General features: G+C 69.2%; 18 protein-coding genes and 1 pseudogene. 10 read left to right on the forward strand and 9 right to left on the reverse strand.

The features are described 5' to 3' along the window. Positions 1–9 precede the first annotated feature (9 nt). From O7631_RS14385 to O7631_RS14395, 3 genes are all read left to right on the forward strand, one after another. Positions 10–1,191, forward strand: a complete 1,182-nt coding sequence (locus O7631_RS14385) for an ABC transporter substrate-binding protein (RefSeq protein WP_278144676.1) — start codon at positions 10–12, stop codon at positions 1,189–1,191. A 6-nt stretch (positions 1,192–1,197) separates the two neighbouring features. Then, complete coding sequence (locus O7631_RS14390; RefSeq protein ID WP_278144677.1) at positions 1,198–2,049, forward strand: sugar phosphate isomerase/epimerase family protein; 852 nt, start codon at positions 1,198–1,200, stop codon at positions 2,047–2,049. Between the two features lie 87 nt (positions 2,050–2,136). Continuing rightward, positions 2,137–4,527 carry an RICIN domain-containing protein gene (locus O7631_RS14395; protein ID WP_278144678.1) on the forward strand — a complete coding sequence of 797 codons (2,391 nt, stop codon included), beginning with the start codon at positions 2,137–2,139 and terminating at the stop codon, positions 4,525–4,527. Between the two features lie 136 nt (positions 4,528–4,663). Here the strand turns inward: O7631_RS14395 and O7631_RS14400 are convergent, their stop codons facing one another. After that, the gene (locus O7631_RS14400; protein WP_347403508.1) at positions 4,664–5,617 is read right to left on the reverse strand and encodes a family 43 glycosylhydrolase; all 954 of its coding nucleotides are present in this window, start codon (positions 5,615–5,617) and stop codon (positions 4,664–4,666) included. 78 nt (positions 5,618–5,695) lie between these two features. After that, on the reverse strand, positions 5,696–6,721 hold the full coding sequence (locus O7631_RS14405; RefSeq protein ID WP_278144679.1) for a LacI family DNA-binding transcriptional regulator: 1,026 nt from the start codon (positions 6,719–6,721) through the stop codon (positions 5,696–5,698). A gap of 370 nt (positions 6,722–7,091) precedes the next feature. On the opposite strand from O7631_RS14405, the gene O7631_RS14410 reads away from it, so the two are divergent. The 4 genes from O7631_RS14410 to O7631_RS14425 are packed head-to-tail and all read left to right on the forward strand — an operon-like array spanning position 7,092 to position 11,391. Beyond that, complete coding sequence (locus tag O7631_RS14410) at positions 7,092–8,447, forward strand: extracellular solute-binding protein (RefSeq protein WP_278144680.1); 1,356 nt, start codon at positions 7,092–7,094, stop codon at positions 8,445–8,447. Continuing rightward, entirely contained in the window at positions 8,444–9,415 is a 972-nt protein-coding gene (locus O7631_RS14415) for a sugar ABC transporter permease (protein ID WP_278144681.1), read from the forward strand. Before O7631_RS14410 ends, O7631_RS14415 begins: the two co-directional genes overlap by 4 nt. Next, positions 9,412–10,236 carry a carbohydrate ABC transporter permease gene (locus tag O7631_RS14420; RefSeq protein ID WP_145784610.1) on the forward strand — a complete coding sequence of 275 codons (825 nt, stop codon included), beginning with the start codon at positions 9,412–9,414 and terminating at the stop codon, positions 10,234–10,236. The genes O7631_RS14415 and O7631_RS14420 overlap by 4 nt, the downstream gene beginning before the upstream one ends. Positions 10,237–10,239: 3 nt before the next feature. Next, positions 10,240–11,391 (forward strand): serine hydrolase domain-containing protein, encoded by a 1,152-nt coding sequence (locus O7631_RS14425; RefSeq protein ID WP_278144682.1) that lies wholly within the window; start codon positions 10,240–10,242, stop codon positions 11,389–11,391. Positions 11,392–11,503: 112 nt separating this feature from the next. Here the strand turns inward: O7631_RS14425 and O7631_RS14430 are convergent, their stop codons facing one another. Continuing rightward, on the reverse strand, positions 11,504–12,832 hold the full coding sequence (locus tag O7631_RS14430) for a hypothetical protein (protein ID WP_278144683.1): 1,329 nt from the start codon (positions 12,830–12,832) through the stop codon (positions 11,504–11,506). 441 nt (positions 12,833–13,273) lie between these two features. On the opposite strand from O7631_RS14430, the gene O7631_RS14435 reads away from it, so the two are divergent. Further along, positions 13,274–14,830, forward strand: coding sequence for a pectate lyase (locus O7631_RS14435; protein ID WP_278144684.1), 1,557 nt, complete (start codon positions 13,274–13,276; stop codon positions 14,828–14,830). 162 nt (positions 14,831–14,992) lie between these two features. Here O7631_RS14435 and O7631_RS14440 read toward each other — a convergent pair whose 3' ends face one another. The 5 genes and pseudogenes from O7631_RS14440 to O7631_RS14460 all read right to left on the reverse strand — a co-directional run bounded on the left by O7631_RS14440 (position 14,993) and on the right by O7631_RS14460 (position 18,345). After that, a complete protein-coding gene (locus O7631_RS14440; RefSeq protein ID WP_278144685.1) occupies positions 14,993–16,303 on the reverse strand; it encodes a radical SAM protein in 1,311 nt (436 codons plus the stop codon). A 61-nt stretch (positions 16,304–16,364) separates the two neighbouring features. Beyond that, positions 16,365–16,769: a superoxide dismutase, Ni gene (gene sodN / locus O7631_RS14445; protein ID WP_145784599.1), complete on the reverse strand. Its 405-nt coding sequence runs from the start codon at positions 16,767–16,769 to the stop codon at positions 16,365–16,367. A gap of 158 nt (positions 16,770–16,927) precedes the next feature. Continuing rightward, positions 16,928–17,248: pseudogene (locus tag O7631_RS14450) on the reverse strand (inositol monophosphatase family protein); the annotation flags it as partial. 3 nt (positions 17,249–17,251) lie between these two features. Beyond that, positions 17,252–17,767, reverse strand: coding sequence for a hypothetical protein (locus O7631_RS14455; protein ID WP_278144686.1), 516 nt, complete (start codon positions 17,765–17,767; stop codon positions 17,252–17,254). Positions 17,768–17,895: 128 nt separating this feature from the next. Continuing rightward, a complete protein-coding gene (locus O7631_RS14460; protein WP_278144687.1) occupies positions 17,896–18,345 on the reverse strand; it encodes a hypothetical protein in 450 nt (149 codons plus the stop codon). A 204-nt stretch (positions 18,346–18,549) separates the two neighbouring features. On the opposite strand from O7631_RS14460, the gene O7631_RS14465 reads away from it, so the two are divergent. Continuing rightward, positions 18,550–19,314, forward strand: a complete 765-nt coding sequence (locus O7631_RS14465; protein ID WP_278144688.1) for a GNAT family N-acetyltransferase — start codon at positions 18,550–18,552, stop codon at positions 19,312–19,314. 39 nt (positions 19,315–19,353) lie between these two features. Further along, positions 19,354–20,082, forward strand: coding sequence for a tetratricopeptide repeat protein (locus O7631_RS14470; protein ID WP_278144689.1), 729 nt, complete (start codon positions 19,354–19,356; stop codon positions 20,080–20,082). Between the two features lie 248 nt (positions 20,083–20,330). On the opposite strand, the gene O7631_RS14475 is transcribed toward O7631_RS14470, so the two are convergent. Continuing rightward, a complete protein-coding gene (locus tag O7631_RS14475) occupies positions 20,331–21,032 on the reverse strand; it encodes an NADPH-dependent F420 reductase (protein WP_278144690.1) in 702 nt (233 codons plus the stop codon). Between the last annotated feature and the right edge of the window lie 22 nt (positions 21,033–21,054).

Genomic DNA, 21,054 nt, shown 5'->3' on the forward strand with positions numbered 1-21,054 from the left:
GGAGCCATAGTGCGACGTTCCCTAGCGGCGCTGGCCGCTGTCACCCTGCTGTCCCTCACCGCGTGCGCCACCGACGAACCGGCCGCGAGCCCTTCGGGGAGTGCTCCGGCCGCGGGATCGGGCACCGGTGAGCAGTCGAAGTTCTTCGTGCAGGCCGACTACGACGCCGAGCTGGCACTGCTGACCGCCACCGCCACCGGGCCGGCCGACAAGCCGTGGGAGCAGGCGCTCAACCCGAAGATGGTGGACACCGCCACGTTCAAGAAGAACGGGCCGCACAAGATCTGTTTCTCCAACGCGGCCCTGAACAACCCGTGGCGGCAGGTCGGGTTCAAGACCATGCAGGCCGAGGTCGAGGCGCAGAAGAGCCGCATCAAGGAGTTCGTGCACGTCGACGCCGAGGGCAAGGACCAGAAGCAGATCGCGGACATCAACGACCTGCTCGGCAAGGGCTGCGACGCGCTCATCGTCTCGCCGAACACCACCGCGACGCTCACCCCGGCTGTCGAGGCGGCCTGCAAGGCGGGCCTGCCGGTGGTCGTCTTCGACCGTGGCGTCAACACGAAGTGCCCGGTGACGTTCATCAACCCCATCGGCGGGTACGGGTTCGGCCACGTCGGCGCGGAGTTCGTCAGCCAGAAGATGAAGCCCGGCGGCAAGGTCCTCGCCCTGCGGATCCTGCCCGGCGTGGACGTTCTGGAGACCCGTTGGTCGGCGGCGAAGGTGGCGTTCGACAAGGCGAAGGTCGACGTCGTGGGTGTCGAGTTCACCGACGGCGACCCGGCGAAGACCAAGAAGATCGTCGACGACTACATCCAGCGGTACGGCACGATCGACGGTGTCTGGATGGACGCCGGGGCAACGGCCGTCGCGGCGGTCGAGGCCTTCCAGGACGCGGGCAAGCCGGTCCCGCCGATGAACGGCGAGGACCAGCTCGACTTCCTGAAGATCTGGAAGGACAAGCAGCTCACCGCGATCGCACCGACCTACCCGACCTACCAGTGGCGTACGCCGATCATCGCCGCCCTGCGGATCCTCGACGGCGAGCAGGTCTCCAACCCGTGGAAGCTGCCGCAGCCGACCGTCACCCAGGACAACCTGGACCAGTACCTCGACGCGAACATGCCGCCCCTGCACTACGCGATGTGCGGCTGCACCGACCTGCCCGGCTACCCGCAGCGCTGGAAGTAGGTTCCGATGTACGCCATCGGCGTCAACCCGTGGGTGTGGGCCTCCCCGGTCGACGACAAGGCCCTGGCCGAGCTGATCCCACGGATCGCGTCGTTCGGCTTCGACGCGGTCGAGTTGCCGATCGAGCAACCCGGTGACTGGGATCCGGTCCGTACCCGGGATCTGCTGGCCGAGCACGGCCTCGTCGCCGCCGGCGTCTGCGCGGTCACCCCGCCGGGGCGGGACCTGGTGGACGCCCCGCCAGCGGTCGTCGAGTCGACGGTGGCGTACCTCAAGGAGTGCGTGGCGAACGCGGCGGTCGTCGGCGCGGGATGCGTCGGCGGCCCCGTGTACGCCTCGGTCGGTCGGACCTGGCGGATGTCGCCGACGGCTCGCGCCGCCTGCTACGCGGACTTCCGGCGCGCCCTGGCGCCGGTCGCGGAGCAGGCGGGCGAGTGCGGGGTGAGCATCGGTGTCGAGGCGTTGAACCGCTACGAGACGAGCGTCGTCAACACGATCGAGCAGACCATCGAGCTGATCGACGGTCTTCCGTCGAGTGTCGGCATCATGATCGACACGTACCACATGAACATCGAGGAGGCCGACCCCTACGCGGCCCTCGCCGTCGCCGGCCGGCACATCAAGCACGTCCAGGTCAGCGGCTCCAACCGGGGCGCTCCCGGTGCCGACCACTTCGACTGGCCCCGGTTCTTCACAGTCCTGCGGGACACCGGCTACCAGGGCGCCATCTGCATCGAGTCGTTCACGGCGGAGAACGAGACCATCGCCACCGCCGCGGCGATCTGGCGTCCGCTGGCCCCCTCGCAGGATCGCCTCGCCACCGACGGCCTGCGCTATCTCCGGGAGATCCTCGGGTAGCCGCCGCCCGCCCCCGCCACCCACGCCTCCGCCCGCCCGCCGAGGCGTCCCGTCCCCCTGCCCTCCGCATGTCAGGAGTACCGTCCCGTGTCCTCTTCCCCTCCGCTGCGCCGGCTGCTGGCCGGCGCCGCCGCGACGGCGGTGACCGCAGTGGTCGCCGTGACCGTCTCGGCGTCTCCGGCCGCCGCGGCCACCACCACCCTCTACGCGTCCCCGACCGGCACCGGCACCACTTGCTCGGCCAGCCAGCCGTGTTCGCTGACCGCCGCCCAGGCCGCGGTGCGCTCACAGAACACCTCCATGTCCGGTGACATCGTTGTGGAGTTGGCCAACGGCACCTACCGGCTCACGTCGCCGATGCGACTGACCGCAGCCGACTCGGGCAACAACGGCTACCAGGTGATCTGGCGGGCCGCCGCCTCCGCCCGGCCGACGATCACCGGTGCCCGGGCGGTCACCGGCTGGTCGCAGGTCGACGCCGGGAGGAACATCTGGCGGGCCAACGTCGGCGCCGGACTCGACGCCCGTCAGCTCTACGTCAACGGTGCGGTCGCCACGCGGGCGCGGACCGCGGTGAACCGCGCCGACTTCACCTTCACCACGAGCGGCATGCGGTTCAGCAACAGCGCGCTCAACTACCTGAACAATCTCGGCAACCAGAACCGGGTCGAGGTGGAGAGCGTCGGCTCGTTCACCGACCGGTACTCGCCGGTGCAGAGCATCAGCGGGAACTTCCTGACCATGCAGCAGCCCGCGTGGAACAACAACACCTTCGGGTTCGACACCCTCTCCAGCCCGCACCGCGCGGGCCCGTTCTACCTGACCAACGCGTACGAGTTCCTGGACTCGCCGGGGGAGTGGTACCTCAACCCGAGCAACGGACAGCTCAACTACATCCCGCTCTCGGGGCAGAACATGAGCTCCGTCAGCGTGGAGCTGCCGCAGCTCCAGTCGCTCGTCAACGTCGGCGGCACCTACGACGCGCCGGCCCACCACATCTCGTTCAGCGGGATCACCTTCACCGGCACCAGCTGGCTTGGCCCGAGCAGCAGCAACGGCTTCGCGGACCAGCAGACCGGCGCGCACATCACCGGCACGTGGTCCCGACCGTCCGACGCGTTGACCTCCTGCCAGGCCGGCTGCCCGCAGTTCGAGGCCACCCGGCCGAACTGGAACCAGATGCCCGCCGCCGTGCAGGTCTCGGCCGCGAACACCATCACCTTCAGCGACTCCCAGTTCGTCAACCTCGGGCAGACGGCCATCGGCATCGGCAACGACGCCAACGCCCACGCCAGCGGCGTCGGCCTGGGGGCCAGCAACATCACGGTGACCCGCTCCGAGATCGCCCGCAACTCCGCCGGGGGCATCGTGGTCGGTGGCGTACGCGCCGACGCCCACCACCCCAGCGACCAGCGGATGGTCAACCGCAACATCACCATCAGCAACAACCGGGTGCACGACCTCGGCCTGGAATACCGGGGTGTGGTCTCGATCCTGACCACCTACGTGAACACGGCGCTGGTCTCGCACAACGAGGTCTACAACATGCCGTACACCGGCCTGTCGGTCGGCTACGGCTGGGGTGCCAACGACGCCGGTGGCAGCCAGCACTACGCGAACCGGGGCCTCTACAACTACCAGCCGCGCTACACGACGGCGACCACGGCGGCCAACAACCAGGTCATCGGCAACTACGTGCACGACGTGATGCAGCAGATGACCGACGGTGGGTGCATCTACACGCTCTCGGCGAACCCGGGCGGCACCATCAACGAGAACTACTGCCTGCGCACCAACGGCTGGTTCGGGCTCTACTTCGACGAGGGCTCCCGCTACTACACCGCCCGCAACAACGTCTTCTCCAACACCGGCACCTGGGCCACCGCCAACTACTGGTACGCCGAGAACATGGGCAACTTCACCGTCACCAACAACTGGGCGACGAACAACAGCACGAACGTGACCAACGGTGATCGCGGCAACGTGGTCAACGGCAACGTCACGGTCTCCGGAGGCAACTGGCCGTCCGGCGCGCAGACGGTGATCAACGCCGCCGGTGTGCAGAGCGGCGGCAGCACCAACCCGCAGAACGTGCAGATCGTGGGAGTCCAGTCGGGCCGCTGCGCCGAGATCGGCAACTCCAGCACGACCAACGGCACCCAGGCCCAGCTCTGGGACTGCATCAGCGGAGCCGCCAACCAGCGGTGGACGCACACCGCGAGCCGGCAACTCATGGTGTACGGCACCAAGTGCCTGGACGCCTCCGGGCAGGGCACCAGTAACGGCACCCAGGTGGTGATCTGGGACTGCAACGGTCAGTCGAACCAGCAGTGGAACGTCAACGCGAACGGCACGATCACGGGCGTGCAGTCGGGCCTCTGCCTGGACGCCAACGCCGCCGGAACGGCGAACGGCACGAAGTTGATCCTCTGGTCCTGCAACGGCGGGAGCAACCAGCAGTGGCAGCTCCGTAGCTGAGCTGACCGGACGCTGTCCACGGTCCGGGCTGCGGCGACTGCCGCAGCCCGGACCTCGTGCGTTCACCGGTCGTCGGGTCGGCCGACCTCGACGCGGTGGGCGGCTCGGCGGGGCGTCGTGTCCGGGTGCCTCGCCGTCAGGTCGCGGCCAGCGTGCGCGCCGGGTCCAGCACCAGCCCGGCCGACGCGTCGAGACGTACCGGGATGGGGTCGGTGAGTTCCCCGACGAACGTCTCGTCGACGTGGTCGAGGAAACCGATGAGTGACCAGTCGCCGGCGGGGCCGGGGACCAGTCGCGGCGCGTACAGGTGCGGGTGCGTGAACGGGCGGGCGGACGCGATGTCCCACGGGCCGCGGACGGTCTCGCCGGTCGCCACCCAGATCCGTTGGTCGTCGCGTCGGGCGCTGCTGGTGGCATCGGTGGAGAACAACAGCAGGGGCTGCCCGTCGACGACAGCTACCTGGGGCACCTCCAGGTGACCGAAGCCGGCCGGTGTCGACAGCGGCGGCTGCACGGTCCAGGTGAGGAGGTCGGTGGAGGTGGCGTGGCCGACGACGCCACGGGTGTTCGTCGGTCCCGTGTTGGCGCGCGCGGTGATGAGCATGTGCCAGCCCTCGCCGTCCGGGTCGGGGAACACCCACGGGTCACGCCAGGCCTGCTCGTACCACAGGTCCTTGTCGAGCAGCTCGTACCAGGTCGGGTCGGCCTGCACGACGGGCTCGGTGCCGTGCCGGTGCCAGGTGATCAGGTCGGTGGAGACGGCGAGACCGATGCGTTGCACGAGACCGTCCTCGGCGCGGCCGACCCCGGTGTAGAACAGGTACCAGCGCCCGTCCGGGCCGCGGACCGTGCAGCCGGTCCAGGTCGCCAGGTCGTCCCAGGCGGGAGTGTCGGCGGGGACCACGGCGTCGGCGACCAGGTGCCACGAGTGCAGGTCCGACGAGACGGCGTGGCCGATCGTGGCGCGGCGGTGCCGGCGGTGCGGGTCGTGCAGGGCGCGGGAGGCGCGGAGGAAGAACGCGTGCCAGAGGCCGTTGTCGTCCCGCGCGTACCAGCTGTCCCACACCCAGTGGTCGGGTAGACGAAGCATGGCGGGAAACCTAGCACTAAACCGTTTTAGCGTCGGCCCGGGCGGGGTCGGCCCAGTGATCCCGAGGCCCGCTCGTGGTCATTCCGCCGGAGGGGCGAGGGACTTCCGGCGGCGCAGAGGCATCGGCACGAGCGAGGGCTCGGTGTCGCCGCCGTCCAGCAGCAGCTCGACCGCTCGCCGCCCCATCTGCTCGTGCGGCAGTGCCGTGGTGGCCAGGCCGGGACGCAGCCAGGCGGCGATCGGATCGTCGTCGAACGAGATCACCGAGATGTCCTCCGGGACCGTCAACCCCGCCTCGCCGAGCGCCTGGTAGGCGCCGAAGGCGAGGCGGTCGTTCATGCAGATGACCGCGCTGGGCCGCGTGGACCGGTTCAGCAGACCGCGCATGGCGGCGTACCCGTGCTCGGGCAACCACTCGGTGCAGAAGCACTCGGCCAGGAGGGAGACGTCGGCGTCGGCCAGCGCCTGCCGGATGCCGTGCAGACGCGCCCGCGCGGCGAGCGAGACCTCCGGGTCCTCCTCCTTGAGCCGGTTGCGGCCGATGAGCGCGATGGCGTCGTGGTGGCCGAGTTCGAGCAGTGTGTTGGCGGCGGTGCGGCCGGCCCGGTCGTCGTCCGGGAGCACGCTGGGCAGGCCGTCGGAGCTGGTGGCGTTGAGCAGCACCACCGGACCGCCGAGGATGGCCGGCGGCACCGTCAGCCGTCGGGTGGCCATCGCCGCGTAGATCACCCCGTCGACCTGCCGGTCCAGCATCGCCTCGATGGCGTACTGCTCGAACGTGGCGTCGCCCTGCGTCTCGGTGATGAGCAGCACGTGGTCGCGCTCGCGGGCCGCGTCGAGGGCACCCCGGATGAGGTCGCCGGCGAACCGGGTGGTGGCGACGATGTCGGAGACGAACGCGATGGTGGCGGTCTTGCGGGTACGCAGGCTGCGCGCGGCGAGGTTGGGCCGGTAGCCGAGTTCCTCGGCGGCGGCGAACACGCGCTGGTGCGCCTCGGCCGAGAGTCGGGTGCCCTCCCGACCGTTGAGCACCATCGACGCGGCGGTCTTGGACAGCCCGGCTCTCCGCGCGACGTCGGCGAGTGTTGCTCTGTTGCTGCCCATCAGTCCTCCGAATCAGGCGCGGTGCCTTAGGCGCTGCTCCTGCCCATCATGATGCGTCGCCGCCCGAGATCTCGCGTCGGTCACGCCCGGAGTGTGTGAACCCGACGTTTCCGCCCTGTTGCCAGGTTGTCCTTGACAGCTTCCCGTGCCACGCGCATGCTCTGCTAAATCAGTTTAGCGACCACTTCTGGTGCATCCAGAGGCGCCTTCGATGGCCATGCCAGGGCCTCGTGGTGACAGGTGCGGTGTCGTGCTCGATCCACGGGTCGCGACGCGCACGTCGTCGCCGTCAGTCCGGCGCGGTGGTTCCGGTGGAGCTGTCGCGCGGTCGTGAGGCCGCGTGGCGGATGAATAGTCGAGGAGTCATGAAATGGCAGAATTACTGACGAATCTCGCGCGACGGAGAACCGTGCTCCTCGCGTCGCTGCTGTCGGTCGGGATGGCCGCGACGGCGTGCAGCGCGCCCGGGGAGGACCGGTCGTCGGCCCCGAAGTCCGACGCAGCCGTGAAGACCGACCTCGGGACCGCGCCGATCACCCTGGAGATGTACGCGGAGACCGGCTTCCCCCTGGCCAAGGCACTGGCCGACGAGTTCTCCAAGCAGCACTCAAACGTCACGTTCAACATCCGCGAGGACCAGTTCACGGTGATCGTGGAGAACGCGCCACGGGTGATGGCGTCGGACAACTCGCCCGACATCATCCGGCTCCCCACAATGGTCGACCTGGTGAAGGACGACCTGCTCAAGAACCTGGACCCGTACTTCACCGCGTACGGGTGGGACAAGTTCCCCGCCTCGCAGCTCATGCAGTTGCGCGTCGGTGAGAACACCCGGGGCACCGGATCCCTGTACGGCATGGGGCTCGGCTACAGCGTCACCGGCGTCTTCTACAACAAGAAGCTGGCCGCCCAGGTCGGCATGACCCAGCCGCCGGCCACCGTCGCCGACTTCGAGCAGCTGTTGGCGAAGGCGAAGACCGCCGGGGTCCAGCCGATCATGCAGTTCAACAAGAACACGGCGGGCATCAACTTCCCGCACCAGGCGTTGCAGAACCAGTTCGGCGACCCGACCCAGGTCGCCGACTGGATCTTCCAGAAGCCGGGGGCCACGTTCGACACTCCGGCCGCGCTGAAGGCCACCCAGACCATCCAGAAGTGGGCGCAGGCCGGCTACTTCCCCAAGGACGCCAACGCCATCGACTACGCGGGGATGGTGGGGGAGTTCCAGAAGGGCAACGGCCTGTTCATGTTCAACGGCGACTGGGAGTCGGCCAACCTGGACAAGGGGATGCCCGGCAACGTGGGCTTCTTCCTGTTCCCGACGGAGGCCCCCGGCGGCAAGCACGTCGCGATGTCCGCCCCGAACACCTTCGGCGTCTCCGCCAAGGCCAAGAACCCCGACGCCGCCGCCTTCTTCCTGAACTGGGTCCACACCAACGACAAGGCGCGCGAGATCGCGGTGACCGTCGGAGGCTCCAGCCCCGGCGGCCCGAGTGACCTGCCGGTGCCGGCCGCCGCTCCGAACACCGTCCTGGCCGAGACCCTGAAGGCGTCGCAGCAGCTCGGCGCGGAGAACGGCGCGGTGGACTTCACCGCGAACGCCACCGGTGGCATCTTCGCCGCCGCGATCACCCCGGAGATGCAGAAGCTGATCGCCGGACAGCAGACTCCCGAGGGGTACGTGAAGGCCGTCCAGGCCGAGTACGCGAAGGAACTGTCCCGATGACGTCTGCCCTCGGCAGCGCACCAACCGGGCGGGACGATCAGGTGTCGTCAGCGGATCGTCCCGCCCGTCCGACCCCCGCGCGGGCCCACCGACTCCGGTGGGCCCGCGCGGCCGGGACCGGCTGGTTGTACGTCCTGCCCGCCCTGGTGATGTACGCGGTGTTCGTCCTCCGCCCGCTCGTCCTGACGTTCCAGTACTCGCTCTACGACTGGAACGGGATCGGGGTGGCCCGCTGGGCGGGTCTGGACAACTACGTCACCGTGTTCACCGACAGCGACCTGCTCAAAATCATCGGCAACGCCGTCGTCCTGATCGTCTTCTTCAGCTTCATCCCCGTCGCGCTCGGTCTGTTGGTGGCGAGCATGGTCCGGCGGATCACCACCGGCGCGTTCGGGACCGTCGTGCGGACCATCCTGTTCCTGCCGCAGGTCATTCCCCTGGTGGCGGCCGGCATCGCGTGGAGCTGGCTGCTCTCGTCGAACGGTCTGGTCAACCAGGCGCTGCGCGCGGTCGGCCTCGGTGGCGTCGCCCGCGCGTGGCTCGGCGACTTCGACACGGCCCTGCCCGCCGTGGGCGTGATCGGGGCCTGGGTCCTGCTCGGCCTCTGCACGATCCTGCTGGTCACCGGCATGAGCAAGATCGATCCCGCGCTCTACGAGGCCGCCCGTCTGGACGGCGCGGGCCCGGTCCGTGAGTTCCTCGCCGTGACCCTGCCCAGCCTGCGCCAGGAGATCGGCGTCTGCCTCACCGTGACGATCATCGCCGCCCTGGCCAGCTTCGACATCGTCTACATCTCCACCAGCGGCGGTCCCGGCCTCCAGACCACAGTTCCGGGACTGGAGATCTACCGGCTGGCCTTCTCGCAGCGTCAGGTCGGGCTCGCCTCCGCGCTCGCCGTCGTCCTCATGCTGCTGGTGCTGGTCTGTGTGCTGCCGATCCAGCGACTGACCCGAGGGGAGAAGCCGTGAACCTGAGCCGCCGTGAACAGGTGACCGGCCGCGTCTTCCTGATCGCCCTGATCCTCGTCACCCTGTTGCCGTTCGTGAGCATGCTCTCGGCGGCGTTGCAGCCACGCGGCACGGTGCCCACCGGTCTGGCCTGGCCGTCCGACCCGCAGTGGGGCAACTTCGCCGACGCCTTCACCGCCGCCAACATGGGTGCCCTGCTGCGCTCCAGCCTGCTCATCGTGGCCGGCGTCGTGCCGGTGTCCGTGCTCATCGCCACCATGGCCGGGTTCGGGCTCGGTCAGCTCCGGGTGCCCGGCGGTCGACTCGTCTTCGGCCTGCTCCTGCTCGGCCTGACGTTGCCGTTCGAGGCCGTGGTCACCCCGCTGTACTACCAGATGCAGGACTTCGGCCTGCTCAACACGCGCTGGGCGATCATCCTGCCGCTGATCGGCCTCTACATGCCGTTCGCGGTGTTCTGGATGCGGGCGCACTTCACCAACGTGCCGGTCGAGCTGTCCGAGGCGGCCCGGGTGGACGGCAGCAGCACGTGGCAGATGTTCTGGCGGGTCCAGGTGCCACTGGCCCGGCCGGCCATCGCCTCGCTGACGATCCTGATGTTCCTCTGGACCTGGAACCAGTTCCTCCTCGCCATCGTCCTGGTCGACGACGCCACCAAACGCACCATGGCGGGGGCGCTCGGCGCGTTCCAGGGTCAGTGGGGCACGGACCTCGTGCTGCTGTGCGCCGGATCGCTGCTGATCCTCACGCCCACCCTCATCGTGTTCCTGATCTTCCAGCGACAGTTCATCAAGGCCCTGATCCAGGGGTCAGTGAAGGGGTAGGCAGTGCTCACACAGCCGCAGATCCACGGCCATGCCGACGAGGGCTACGGCCGCGTCGCCGACGTGTTCCGCGACAACTTCGCCACCCAGGGGGAGGTCGGCGCTGCCGTCACCGTCTACGTCCGCGGTCGCAAGGTGGTCGACCTGTACGGCGGCGTGGCCGACACGCGGACCGGGCGCCCCTGGGATGCGCACACGCCGGTCGTCGTCTTCTCCTGCACCAAGGGGATCCTGGCGATCTGTGCCTACCTCCTGGTTCAGCAGGGCAGGCTCGACCTCGACGCTCCGGTGACGCGCTACTGGCCGGAGTTCGGGCAGCACGGCAAGGCGGACATCCCCGTGCGGTGGCTGCTCACCCACCAGGCCGGCCTGCCCGCGTTGGACCGGCCCCTGGCCCTCGACGAGGTTCTGGCGTGGGATCCGGTCATTAAGGCGATCGAGGCGCAGACACCGTTGTGGCAGCCGGGCACCGCGCACGGCTACCACTCGATGACCTACGGCTGGCTGGTCGGCGAGGTGATCCACCGCATCACCGGCCAGCTGCCCGGCGCGTACTTCGCCGAGGTCGCCGCGGAGCCGCTCGGTCTGCGTACCTGGCTCGGGCTGCCCGCCGCCGAGAGCGACACCGTCGCCTGGGGTCTGGCGCCACCACCGGACGCCGACCCGTTCGTCGACCCGGTCGCCGAACGCGGAATCACCATGGGAGGCGCCTTCGCCTTCCCTGCCGACGACGATGGTCTGGTCAGCTTCAACGACCCGGCCATCCGGGCCGCGGGCGTTCCCGGCGCGGGCGCGGTGAGCACCGCGGACGGTCTCGCGCGCCTCTACGCGGCCTGCGTGTCGGACATCCAGGACGGTCCGCTGCTGACCACCGCGTCGGTGGACGACGCGGTGGTCGTCCGTTCGCGGGGTCAGCAGCGGCACGGCCCGCCGGACACCGGGCAACGCTGGGGGAGCGGCTTCCTGCTGCATTCGCCGCCGGCCCGGCCACTGCTGGGCGAGCGCAGCTTCGGCCACGACGGCGCGGGCGGCAACCTGGCCTTCGCCGACGCCCAGCACCAGGTCGGATTCGGGTACGTGGTCAACCAGATGCGGGGGATGGGCGACGAGCGCGCCAACCGCTTGACCGCAGCCCTCCGCACCTGTCTGAACTGACCCCCCGGGCCTGCTCCCGCCGGACCCGCCCCGGTGACCATGAAGTTATCGCCCCGACACGCCGGGAGCGATGACAACAACCTCATGATCACCGGGGCGGGGCGCTGCGCCGTCAGTTGGCAGCGGTGGCGGGCTTTGCCTGGCCGAGGAGCCACCGCAGGATGCTGCTGTCCTCGTAGGTCGGGCCGAACGCCGCGTGGTAGTCCGGCACCGAGAACGCGGCGTCGGCGTACTCGGTGTAGCCCACGAGGTCGGCGGTCTGCTCAGGGCTCTTGCCCCGGGCCTCGTACGCCTGCCGCAGCAGGGTCGTGGAGTTGCGCGCGCCCGACACGTTGAGCAGGTGGTCGTGCTCGCCGTGCGTGATCCACACCGGCACCTCGGCCGCCGCGATGGCTGTCGCCTGCGTGGCGTTGACCGGGAAGCCACCGGTCACCAGACCACCGGCGAACAGGTCCGGCCGCTTGGCGAACGCCGCCCAGAGCAGTTGGGAGCCGTACGAGACGGTCGTCGCGTACACCCGGCGGGTGTCCACGGCGAACTCGCCGACGAACTGGTCGAGCAGCTTGATCAGCAGGTCCGCCTCGGCGGCCCCGCCGACCCGCTGGTGCTGGGGCGCCAGGACGATGACGTCCTCGGAGGTGCCGGTCCACTCCGGTTGCAGCCAGGCGGTCGCCGGGATGTCGGCGGCGAGTTGGACACCGAGGTTGTCGCCGTCCCAGCCCATCCCGTGACCGGGCAGGACGACCATCAGCGGGTACGTGCGGCCGGGCTGGTAGTTCTTCGGAAGGCGGTAGTGGTACGGCAGCACCATGCCGCCGCTGAGGTACGAGCCGTAGGTGAACTCCTCGACGAGGTGGTCGACCGGCTTCTCGGTGACCGGCCGGGATTCGTGCGGGGTGGCCCGGGCGAGCACCGGGCCCTTGCCGGCCCCTCGGCCAGGCTGGGCGTGCACGTCCTTGCGTTGCACGACCCTTGTGGGCAGCTCGGGGTTGACCTTCACGGTGCAGAGGAACGTCGGGCACTTGGAGACGATGACCGTGTTGCCGCCGGTGTCGGCGCGGTCGAGTTCGACGATGACGTACCGGCCCGGCGTCGACCGGTGGTCGCTACGGGTGTCCGCGACCCCGTTGGTGTAGGTGTGGGTGACGGTCCGGTCGGCGAGCTTCGGCAGGTCCTCGATGGGGTTGAAGCGGAAGTTGTAGACGGTGTCGCTCACCGAGAACGTGCCGGTGTCGAGGGTGCGGGGGTTGACCGTCGCCCCGTACTCGATCGCGACCGCGGAGACCTTCTGGCCGTACGTGTAGACGGTGGTGATCGGGGTGATGCTGCGGATTCCGTCCTCGGGGCCGGGCTTGTCGCCAGGGCTGCCGTACGCCGTGCCGGAGGCGCTGGCCAGCACGAGAGTGGCGGCGAGCGGGATGAGTCCGTTTCGGAGTCTCATGCGAGTCCTTTCTGGGTGGTGGTGCGCTCAGCCGACGACGGTCGCGCTGGGTGGAGGGGTTCCCGACCGCCGCTAAACTGATTTAGCAGAGCATCGACGGCCCACCGTGCGGTGTCAATACTCGAAGGCGCAGGGCTTCCCGCGAGGTGGGGCCGGGCTGCACCTCCCGGCGCTGCAACAAACCTGCAAGCGTCAACCCTTGCCTTTGCGGAAACCGCTTTCCTACGATTGCGTTACATCGATGTTTCCGTTAGAGGCCGAGCGGTCAGTGCCGACAGTGGTGCTGCGAGCGCCCGGTGAATCCCTGATTCCACCAGGGCGCATGCGACTTCGATGAATTCTTTCGTGATTCACATCCGCCTATTCGTAAAGGCGTGGCGGTGGGTCGCGACGACCGTCGAGGCGACGCCGTGGGCGGAACGAATGCGAAGGTGAGGCGAGATGAGACGACCAGTCGCGTTGCGACTTCAGGCGGCGCTGGCCACGGCAGCCGTGGGGATCGTGGTCGGGGTTGCCGCCCTGCCCGCTCCTCAGGCGTCGGCGGCGGTCGGCAGCGCCACCGGTTACGCCACCCAGAACGGCGGCACGACCGGCGGCGCGGGCGGTCAGACAGTGCGGGCCACCACGGGGACGGCCATCCACGCCGCCCTGTGCGGCCGGGCCAGTAGCAGCACCCCGATCGTCATCGAGGTGTCCGGGACGATCAACCACGGCAACACCAGCAAGGTCTCCGGGTCGAGCTGCAACACCGCGGCGGGCGTGATCGAGCTCAAGCAGATCAGCAACGTCACCATCCTCGGTGTCGGCAGCGGAGCCGTCTTCGACCAGCTCGGCATCCACATCCGCGACTCCAGCAACATCATCATCCAGAACGTGACCATCCGGAACGTCAAGAAGTCGGGCTCACCCACCTCGAACGGCGGGGACGCCATCGGCATGGAGAGCACCGTCCGCAACGTCTGGGTCGACCACGTGACCCTGGAAGCCTCGGGCGGGGAGTCGGAGGGCTACGACGGGCTCTTCGACATGAAGGACAACACCCAGTACGTCACGCTCTCGTACAGCATCCTGCGCAACTCCGGTCGGGGCGGCCTCGTCGGATCCAGCGAGAGCGACCTGTCGAACGGCTTCATCACCTACCACCACAACCTGTACGAGAACATCGACTCGCGTACGCCGCTGCTGCGCGGCGGTACGGCCCACATCTACAACAACCACTACGTGAGCCTGCGCGAGTCGGGCATCAACTCCCGGGCCGGCGCCAAGGCCAAGGTGGAGAACAACTACTTCCGCAACTCCAGGGACGTCCTCGGCACCTTCTACACCAGCGAGCGCGGCTACTGGCAGGTCAGCGGCAACATCCTCGACAACGTGACCTGGTCCAGCCCTGGCAGCGAGACCTACCCGGCGGGCCCCAACCTGACGTCCACCACCACCGTCGGCATCCCGTACCCGTACAGCCTCGACGGAGCGAGTTGTGTGCCGGAGATCGTCCGGCAGACGGTGGGCGCGAACACGGGCCTGCGGGTGTCGAACGGCAGTTGCTCTCCGCAGACCCCGCCGCCCACCACGCCTCCGCCGACCACGCCTCCGCCCACGACGCCCCCGCCGACCACCCCGCCGCCGTCCGGCGGGACCAACCTGAGCCTCGGCGCCGGCGCCGACGGTTCCAGCAAGGCGAGTGGGACGAGCTACGGCAACGTGCGCGACGGCGACATCACCACGTACTGGTCACCGGCCGGATCGACCGGCACGATCTCGATCAAGTGGGGCTCGGCCACCCGAGTGTCCCGGGTGGTCATCCGGGAGCCGTCCGGCACGCAGGGATCGATCGGGTCCTGGCAGCTGGTCAACAACGACAACGGCGCCGTCCTGGCCTCCGGTAGCGGGGCAGGCTCGATCACCTTCTCCGCGACCTCGCTGAGCAAGATCAATTTCAAGATCAACAGCTCCGGTGGTACGCCCCGCGTCGCCGAATTCGAGACGTACGCCAGCTGATCACGACTCACACGGACCGGGCTCGTGTCGACGTTGGGGTGAGCGGTATACCGCAGAGGTATGAATATGACTCTGCGGTATACCGCTCACCGCCGCACCCACGGAGGTGGCCGACGGTCACCGCCGGCTGCCGTCTGTCGCCCGCGAATGCCTGCCCGCCCGTCAGGATGCCTCGGCCGAGAGGGTGTCCATGAAGGAGCTGACCGAGAAGACGGCTCGGCCGGGCCCCGCCGGGCCGTACCCCGGTGGGCTGGACAGCCCGTGGGCGTCCATCGTCGCCCGGTAGGCCCACAGCAGGCGGACGTGGTATTCGAGCGGCGCGCCTTCCGGGTTGGTCCGGCCGAGCGGCGTGGTGGGCTCCGGGCACCAGGTGGTGAATCTCGGCGTGATCCCGCGCGACATGAAGTACTCAAGCCCCTCGGTGGTGGAGGCGATCGCCTCGCTCACGCTCGTGAAGCCGTGCGGGGCGGCCATCTCGACGCCCGCCACGAAGTTCGGGATCACGTTGCGGGGGCCGAACACCTCGGCGGAGTCGAGGATACGGCGGTGCCACTCCTCCCGGCCGACGTAGCGCTCCTTGCCCGGGCAGTACAACTCGAACAGCCGCTTGTCCCACACCTCGTAGTTGGGGTGGTAGATGCGGATCCCGTAGTCGTGGAAGCGTTGCACGTCGGCTCGGGGCAGCGCCTGGGCGACGACCTTGCCGATCCACCGCCCCGGGAACCGCTCCTCGATCGCCTGCGCGTACCGGCCGTAGAAGTCCGCCTCGGCCAGCCCGTTGACCTGCGAGGTGATGCTGCCGCCGGTCAACGTGTACGCCTGCGAGGCGCGGTCGGTGTCGTACCGGTCGATGATCTCCAGGGCTTCCAGCACCTCGTCGACGGGCTTGACGCCGGTGTACGGCCGACCGGCCTGTTTGTGCTGCCGCCAGTTGTGGTTGATGTCGCAGTACTGGCACTCCTCCTTCGCGCCGAAGTATTGGCAGACCCGGAACGCGGTGAGGTAGATCAGATAGCCCCACTGGATCGTGGGGGCGACCTCCATCACCGACTTTCCGTTGGCGAGCGTGTGACGGTAGTACGCCGGCATCGGGGGCAGCCCCACGTCGGCGATCGGCCGCCCGTCCAGGAACAGGCGCAGCCGACCGTCGCTGTCGGTTCCGACGCGGTACGGCGAGCTGGGGTTGGTGCGGACCGAGACGACGGTACGACGAAGCTCGTACGGACCCCCGGTGAGCACGATCTCCTCGGGCGGTCGGCGCAGCGCGGCGGTCCCCAACTCCGGAAGCGTCCGGTGGTCGAAGGAGAAGATGAAGTACGACTTCGGCTTGACGTTGCCGTTCTCGTTGTCGGTCAGCGCCGCGTCGTCGAAGGCGAGCCCGCCGCGCAGCAGGTCCTCCTTGATGACCGCCTCCCGCGGCACCTGCGGATAACGGCTCATCAGCTCTTCGACGAGATCGGTGCGCGACGCCATGCGGTCCTCCTGGAATGCGGTGCGCCGAACCGGGTGGCCGACGCCACCCGGTTCTGCCGGGTCAGCTCTGCTTGGTCTCCCAGAAGATCTTCGAGATCTCCTCGATCTTGCCGAGGAGTCGCTCGGCGACCTCCGGGTCGGCGGCGCCCTTCGCACCACCGGCGCCGGCCAGTTTGGTGGCCTCGTTGAAGAGGTCGTGCAGCTGGGGGTACTTCTCGAAGTGCGGTGCCTTGAAGTAGTCGGTCCAGAGGACCCAGAGGTGGTGCTTGACCAGCTCGGCGCGCTGCTCCTTGATGACCAACGCGCGGGTGCGGAACTCCGGATCGTCGCTGGCCTGGTACTTCTCGGAGATCGCCTTGACCGACTCGGCCTCGATCCGGGCCTGGGCCGGGTCGTAGACGCCGCAGGGCAGGTCGCAGTGCGCGCTCGCGACGGTACGCGGGCGGAGAAGACGTGGCAGGTGCATCAGATTCCCTCCGACAACAGGCTGGGTGACGGACGGGAGGCTAAGACCTCAACCGTACTTCATGTCAAGCGTCACGTCGTCGCGGTGCGTTGTCTCCGGACGAAGGTCAGCAGGGCGGCGTGGGTCCGCTCGTCGGCGGCGACGACGAGACCGTTCCCACCGGTGTGCAGAGCGACGTTGACCGTGACCAGCGTGGTGCGGGCGGCGTAGTTCGCGGTGCCGCAGAGCGGGTCGACCAGCCAGGTGCGTCCGTTTCCGTCAATGCCCGTGCGCCCGCTCTCCTCGCCCACCGCGACGTCGTGCGGACGCGCCCCGCGAAGGACGTCGAGGATGGCCTTCTCCGCGTCGATGTCGACGGTGGTGGCGAAGTCGTTCCCGATCTTCATGAAGCGTGTCAGCGACGACCCGTATCGAGCGCGGACGACCGCGGCTCCGGCTTCGGCCGCGGCGATGGCCAGGGCGTGATCAGTGATCGGCACCCGTCACTCCGGCAGTTCGGTGATCGCGAACCGACTGACGACCGCCGTCATGATCATCGGGGCGTCACCGTCGCACTGGTTGACCGAGACCGCGACCCATCGACCATCGTCCGGCGTCGGGCCCCAGACCGCCAGGTCGCCGTAGCAGTCCAGGCCGGACAGCGATTGGAAGAGCACCGGCATCGGCGTGCCGGCCTGCTTCCGGAACATGGGTACGTGCATGGACACCCTGCGGTGTGGGCCCCAGCGGCGGTCCAGCTCACCGGTGACGAGGGCGAGGTTCGCCATCGCGGCATCCTCGGCCTCGTTCCAGTCGGCGCCGTACACACCAACGAGGTCGGCGCTCTCCCAGATCGGAATGATCCGGAAGCCCGCCCCCCGGGTGCCGGTCCACTCCCCGGTGGCCGGGTCTCCCTCGCTGACCGGGTCGCCGTCCGTGGGCAGCTCGGCGGCGAGCAGCGACTCGACGTCGGACACCGCCCGACCGATGTCGAACGCCTGGCCTGCCTTCGCCGTCATCGGGCGACTCGTCTCACCGCTCGCCCGCGCCCCGTTGTCCGCACTGGCCGCCTCCTTCAGCTCCGATCTCGATCATCGCGCACCTCAGGCCGGCCGTGCCAGGGCGGCTGCCCCGATGCCCGCAGAGATCAGGAGACCGCCGCCCGCACCAGAGTGGTGATCTTCTTCTCCACCTCGGGGCTCCAGTTCTTCAACGCGTACGACGCCGGCCACATGTCTCCGTCGTCGAGGTTGGCGGTGTCCTGGAAGCCCAGTGTCGAGTACCGGTAGTTGAACTTCCCGGAGTCCTGGAAGAAGACCACGATCTTGCCGTCCGCGTTCGCGTAGGCGGGCATCCCGTACCAGGTCTTGGGCGACAGGTCCGGCGCGGCGGCGGTCACCGTCACGTGGACGCGCTCGGCGAGCGCCCGGTCGTCCGGCTCCATCTGCGCGATCCGGTCGAGGACCGCCTGCAACCCGTCGGCCTTCTTGGCGCCCTTCCTGCCCTCGGCGCGCAGCTCGGCGGCGCGCTCCTTCATCGCGGCGCGCTCGTCGGCGGTGAAGCCGTCGGATTCGGTGGTAGTGGTCTTCGTGGCCATGCTCGGGCTCCCTCTCGTCGTCCGGCTCGGTGTGCTGCCGGCTGCCTGGGGAAAGGCTAGGCCGGACGCGCGTCCAGGGGCTTCTTGATTCCTGATCGGTGTGACGCGTCGCGAACTGCCCGAATGGTCACGTTTGCTCACGTAAGAGGTCGCTGGCTAGGTTGGCGTTCGGCAGGACGACCGTTCCATGGGGGGAGACCAGGCATGAGCACCAGCGCCGCCGACCGGTTGGCGATCGCGTATTTCGACGCCATCGCAGCCCTCTGCCGGGTGACCCCAAAGGGCTGGTACGCCGAACGGGGCACCGCTCGTGCGGGGATCACCCACGCCCGCCTCGCCTCGCTCAACGGGGTCTTCGACCTGACCACCGACCCGGATCTCGAGTCGCTCGACGAGTTGGCGGCCGACGTCGCCAGGCAGATCCCGCACTGGTCGATCATTGTTCGGGGCGAGGCGAGCGCGGCAGTCGTCGACCTCGCGGCCCGGCACCGGCTGCGGGGACGCAGCGTCATGCCCTTCCTGGCCTGCGCCACCGACGACATCGCGTTCCGGCCCGACCCGCCCCAGCGGACTCCGGTGCGTCGGGTTGGTGCCATGGAGAACGACACGTACACCGACGCCCTCACCGAGAGCTTCGAGGCGCCCGAAGGCGCCTTCGGCTCGTTGATGGGCGGGGCGGTCCTCGACACCGACGGCATCACCGGCTACCTGGCCGATGAGTCCGACCGTCCCGTCGGCACCGCCCTCGGAATGCTGACCTCCGGCGTGATCGGCGTGTTCAACATCGGCGTCGTACCGTCCGCCCGGGGTCGTGGCCTCGGCCGCACGCTCACCGAAACGGTGCTGCGCGACGGCATCGCGGCCGGCGCGGACGCCGCCTACCTGCACACCAGCCCGATGGGCCGACCGCTCTACGAGTCGATGGGATTCGTACTCGTGGAGAACTGGACGATGTTCGTGCCCCAGTGACGGCGCGAGCGAACTGTTTCTGTGACGGGAGAAGAGGCCATGAGCTTCAGCGAGACCGTGCGTGCGGCCTTCCGACGAGGCGAGACCGACGCCGTGGTGCGCATGAGCGAGGCCGAGATCGAGCGGGCGCAGGCGGCCGGCGACCCGGCAGGTGAGGTGGAGGCCCGCTACAGCCTGGCCCGGGTCGCCATCCGCGGAGGTGACCTGCCGGGCGGGGAGGCCCGCGCGCGGGAGGCCCTGGAGGTGGCGCTGCGCTCCGGCGACCGCAGCCTCGAGGAACGGCCGAGGCACGTGCTGGCCGGCGTCGCGCGGATGTCCGGCGACCTGGCCCGCGCGCGGGACCTGTATCGGGAGAGCATCGCGCTCAACGAGATGCTCGGCCAACCCCAGACGGTCAACTCCGAGTACCACAACCTGGCGTTCTGCGAGCTGGGGCTGGGCAACTTCGATACGGCCAGGACACTGTTCGCCGAGAACCGCGAGCGGGTGTTCCGCAACGCCTGGGCCGACTTCGTGCCCTATGTCTGCGTCGCCGGCGCCGCGCTCGCGTCGGCCGAGGGCGACCACTCGCGGGCGGCGCGGATGATCGGTGTCACGGACGCGGCGTTCGCGGCGATCGGCCAGGTGCCGGACCCGGACGACGCGGCCGACCTCGCCACGATGCGCGCCGCAGCGACCGAGGCCCTCGGCGCCGCCGTGTTCGACAAGGAGTACGCCGAGGGCCAGCGCCTCGACCCGCAAAGGGCCTTCGGGTACGACAACCGCTGACCGAACGCGCCCCGCGCCGTCGCGCCCCGCGCCGTCGCGCCTCGTGCCGTCGCGCCCAAGATCCGCGCAACTTCACGGATAGTGCTGTCTCCGGAGCTCGGGAGACAGCAACAACCCTGATGTTGCGCGGATCTTGGGCGCGGATCTTGTGGCGTGCGGATCGTGTCTGTGCGGATCGTGGTGACGGCCGCGACCATCACGCAGGCTGCTCAGGAAGCCCTGCTCTCCTCCCTCGGCCGCCGGGACGGCTAGGACGCCTCGCGGGCGGCGGCGATCATCTGGCCGCGCTCCGACTCGGGGAAGCGGTCGAGCATGGCCCGTGCGTCGTCGGCGCTAACGTTCGCGCCGAACAACTCGCTGCCGGGTTCGAGGCGTACCCCCTCGCTCAGCGGGCCGGCGATGACCGGATCGAAGCCGAGCGCGTCCACCAGGGACGCGACGGCGCTGACGTCGGTGGTGTCGTCACCAGCCATCACGATGGCCTTGCGGTCGGTCGTGCCCGCCGGCCGGGCTCCGTCCTCGAGGTCGTGGTAGCCCATGTGGTTGAACGCCTTGACGACGCGTGAGCCGGACAGGAAGGCCTGCACGGTCTCACTCGACGACGTACGCGGGTCGGTGAGGTCGTCGCGAATGCCGTCGATCTCCCACCAGTAGTTCATCGCGTCGACGACGAGCTTGCCGCGCAGTGTGTCGACGGGGATGCTGCGGTACTTGCCCAGTGGCAGGGCGAGGATGACGACGTCGGCGCGTGTCGCGGCGTCGAGGGCCGTGGTGGCCTCCGCCCCGGGGGCGAGGACCTCGACGGTGAGCGCGATCTTCGCCGGGTCGCCGGAGCCGGCTACCAACACCCGGTAGCCGGCGGCGACGGCGAGGCGGGCCAGCACCGTTCCCACCTTGCCGGCTCCGAGGATGCCAAGGGTCGTGGGCCGGCTCCGGTCGTTGTCGTTCATGTCGTCCTCTCGGTGCTGACGG

Origin of the sequence: Micromonospora sp. WMMD967 (assembly GCF_029626165.1) — a bacterium.
Taxonomy (GTDB): domain Bacteria; phylum Actinomycetota; class Actinomycetes; order Mycobacteriales; family Micromonosporaceae; genus Micromonospora; species Micromonospora taraxaci.